3 protein-coding genes are annotated in these 3,229 nt (G+C 72.6%); 1 reads left to right on the plus strand and 2 read right to left on the minus strand.

The features are described from left to right. A partial coding sequence (locus ABD908_RS26905; protein WP_345001909.1) for a pyridoxal-dependent decarboxylase occupies positions 1-880 on the minus strand: 880 nt, incomplete at its 3' end. 99 nt (positions 881-979) lie between these two features. After that, entirely contained in the window at positions 980-1,777 is a 798-nt protein-coding gene (locus tag ABD908_RS26910) for an S-methyl-5'-thioadenosine phosphorylase (RefSeq protein WP_425584416.1), read from the minus strand. A gap of 139 nt (positions 1,778-1,916) precedes the next feature. On the opposite strand from ABD908_RS26910, the gene ABD908_RS26915 reads away from it, so the two are divergent. Beyond that, entirely contained in the window at positions 1,917-2,801 is an 885-nt protein-coding gene (locus tag ABD908_RS26915) for an LppU/SCO3897 family protein (protein WP_345001913.1), read from the plus strand. The last annotated feature ends 428 nt before the right edge of the window (positions 2,802-3,229 follow it).

Consider the following 3,229-nt stretch of genomic DNA (forward strand, 5'->3'; position numbering starts at 1 on the left):
CGTCCCAGTACCGCATGAACTTCTCCCAGCACACCTGGACGTTGGCCCCGGTCACCAGGTTCGGCTTGTCGGTCGGCTTGCCGAGCTTGCGCATCTTCTCGCGCCAACGCCACTTCATCGCGAGGCCCGCGAGCATGACCGCCTCGCTCGACCCGGTGGTCGAGCAGCCGACCGCCTCCTCGCCGACGGGGGAGTTCCACAGTCGCGAGATGATGTTCACACAGCGGGTCTCGAACTCCGCCGTCTGCGGGTACTCGTCCTTGTCGATCATGTTCTTCTGCGCCGTCTCGATCATCAGGCGATCCGCCAGTGCTGGCATCTGCGTCGAGCAGAACGTCGCGAGGTTGAGCCTCGCACTGCCGTCCAGGCACAGCTCGCTCGAGATCATGTCGTAGGCGGTCTCGTGCCCGACACCGTCGCCGTGCAGGAAGAAGGTCGGCGCCCGGTGCCGTCCCTCCAACGGGATCGACGTCGGCGCGGCTTCGGCGGCCGCCGCGGTCGGCTCGGCTGCGGGTTGCGCAGTCGCGGGCGACGGCGCGGGAGCTGTGAGCGCGGAAGGTGACGACGGTGGCCGTCCGGGCGTCCTGCCCGTAGCCTTGTCACCGCCGGTCAACCGGTCGCCGAGGCCGAGGATCCGGGAGGACAGCGCTCCGCCCAGTTCGCCGCCAGCGCGTGTCAGCCCCTCCGCGAGCCGTCCCGGGGCGTTCGTCAGTGCACTCCCGAGCTCACCGGCCGTCGACGTCGCGGCCTCCATCTGCCGGCGGACCGCGTCGGCGAGGTCGTCACTGAACACGCCGGCCGCCAGCTGCGTGCGAGTCGCCCGGCGGGCGATCTCGTCGAGTCCGGCCTTCTTGGACAGGCCCATCGCTTCGACCTCCATCGACTGGGTACAGATGTGGTCGGACCGTAGCTCGGTCTGCGGCCCGGTGGTGCGGTATTCGCCGAGCCTGTGAGTTACGGGAACTATGGGGCGGGAGGATCAGGCCGGTCCCGGCAGCGCGTGCCCGCCGGCGGCGCAGACGCACTCGGCGTCGGGGTCCGTCGCGGCGATCGCGGCGGCGACGGTGGTCGTCAGCCGACCGACGTGCCGCCCGAACTCCGACAGCACGTCGGTCATCTGCACGCCGTCGCCCGGCTCGACGCCGGCGTCGAGGTCGGTGACCAGCGCGATCGACGCGTAGCAGAGCTCGAGCTCGCGGGCCAGCGCGGCCTCCGGCAGGCCGGTCATGTTCACCAGCGACCAGCCCTGCGCCGCATACCATTGCGACTCCGCGCGGGAGCTGAACCGCGGGCCTTCGATCACCGTCATCACACCGCCCTCCGCGACGCTCGGGTCCGAGCCCAGGGCGACCGCGCGCAGCACGGGGCAGTATGGGTCGGCGAACCCGACGTGGACGGCGGGGCCGTCGAAGTACGTCGACACGCGGGAGGTGGTGCGGTCGACCAGCTGATCGGGCACCGCGATCGTGCCCGGCGGCAGTTCGCGGGTGAGCGAGCCGACGGCACACGGCGCGAACACCTTTCGCACGCCCAGGCTGCGCAGCGCCCACAGGTTGGCGCGATAGGGCACGGTGTGCGGCGCGAACTCGTGGTGGCGCCCGTGCCGGGGGAGGAACGCGACGCTGCGCGCCGCGCCATCGCCGAGCGCCACGGTGCCTACCGACACCGGCGCACTCGGTGGTCCGTACGGGGTGTCGACCTCGTGCTCGACGACGTCTCCGTCGAGGAAGCGGTACAGGCCGGTGCCGCCGATGACGGCGATGCGGGGCGTGGTCATGGCGACAAGCATCGCGCGGCGGCGGGCACCGCGTCGGACGGGCCCTGCTTCAGTCGAGGTTTCGTCGTAGGCTCGATCTGGGAACAATCGAAGGATTCGAGCCGGTGCTGCGGCTCAGACTCGAGGAAGGCCGAGACGGATGGATGGGGAGCAGTCGGGTGGCACCCCCGACCAGTCGACCTTCGGGCGGCGGCCGACCTCCGGGTGGTCCGAGGACCCCACGTACGTGTTCGCCCCCGCGCCCGACACCGCCCGGACCGGGATCGGCCCCCACCCACCGGGTGCCGGCGGTCCCGAGCCGCCGACGGAGTGGCTGCCCAACGCGTACGGCTCGCCCGAGCCGCCGACGGACCTGACGCCCAAGGCCGCCGTCCCCGGTGGGCCCAACCGCGTGCTGCCGCCGGGCGGCCAGGCGTATTCGCGGGCGCTCGACGTCGGATCGGGCGACCGGGACCTGTTCGCGCCGACCCACCTGCGCCCGATCGGGCCCGCGGGACCGGGCGGGCCGCCGCCGGGCGTTCACCCGGCCGGAGGGTTCGGCGACCGCCCCGCAGGGGACGCACCCGACCGGCACGGCTACGGCCACTACCCGGCAGGCCCGCCGTCGGGACCGAAGTCGACGTCGAAGACGGTACCGGTGCTCGCCGGGGTCGCGGTGGCGGCGGTGGTCGCCGCGATCCTGGTGGCGCTGGCGCACTACGGCGTGCTGGGCGGCGGGTCGGCTACGCAGGCCGCGCGGGCGCCCGACACCGTCGGCGCCCCGGCGACCGAGACCCCCACCCTCGACCCCACGGCAGCGGCTGCGGCGGCCGTGCGTTCGGCGAGTGTCGGTGACTGCGCACACGTCACGTCGGCCGACCGGGCTGTCACCGGGTTCACGGTGGTGCCGTGCACCGATCCCGGCGCCAACTATCGGGTGTCGGCGCGGGTCTCGTCATCCGCCGACTGCACCACGACGTGGGTGCGCAACTCGAATCCCGCGCTCACGCCCGCCGATGTGGTGCTCTGCCTGGTGCAGCGCTGACCTTGTGCGGGCGCGTCCGAGGTCTGTCGGCGGGTCGCCCTCGGCGGATCGTCGTGGTCGGCGGATCACTGTAGGACGTCGGCGACGTCGGTGACCCGGTGCAGTGAGAAGACCTGCGGGGCACCGTCCTCGGTCCGCGCCGTCAGCTGGCCGTGCCGGATCAGCATCGGCACCACGATCTGCTGCGTCGCGGTGCCGTTCGCGTCGACATAGCCCAGACGCACGGGTCGCCGCCGGGATCGGGCCTGCTCGAGCAGTGCCATCGTGTCCACACCACCGGTCGCGGGGCGGACTGTGCCCAGGCTCGCCGTGTCCTGTCGCCGCAGCGCGGCGGTCGCGTCCGCGAGCTGCTCCGGGCCGGGCACGGCCGCCGGGAAGTCGGAGGCCAAGCGGTCTTAGGAAGACAACCACTAGTCCCAACTCCTTGG

The sequence above is a fragment of the Tsukamurella soli genome, from assembly GCF_039541155.1.
GTDB lineage: Bacteria > Actinomycetota > Actinomycetes > Mycobacteriales > Mycobacteriaceae > Tsukamurella > Tsukamurella soli.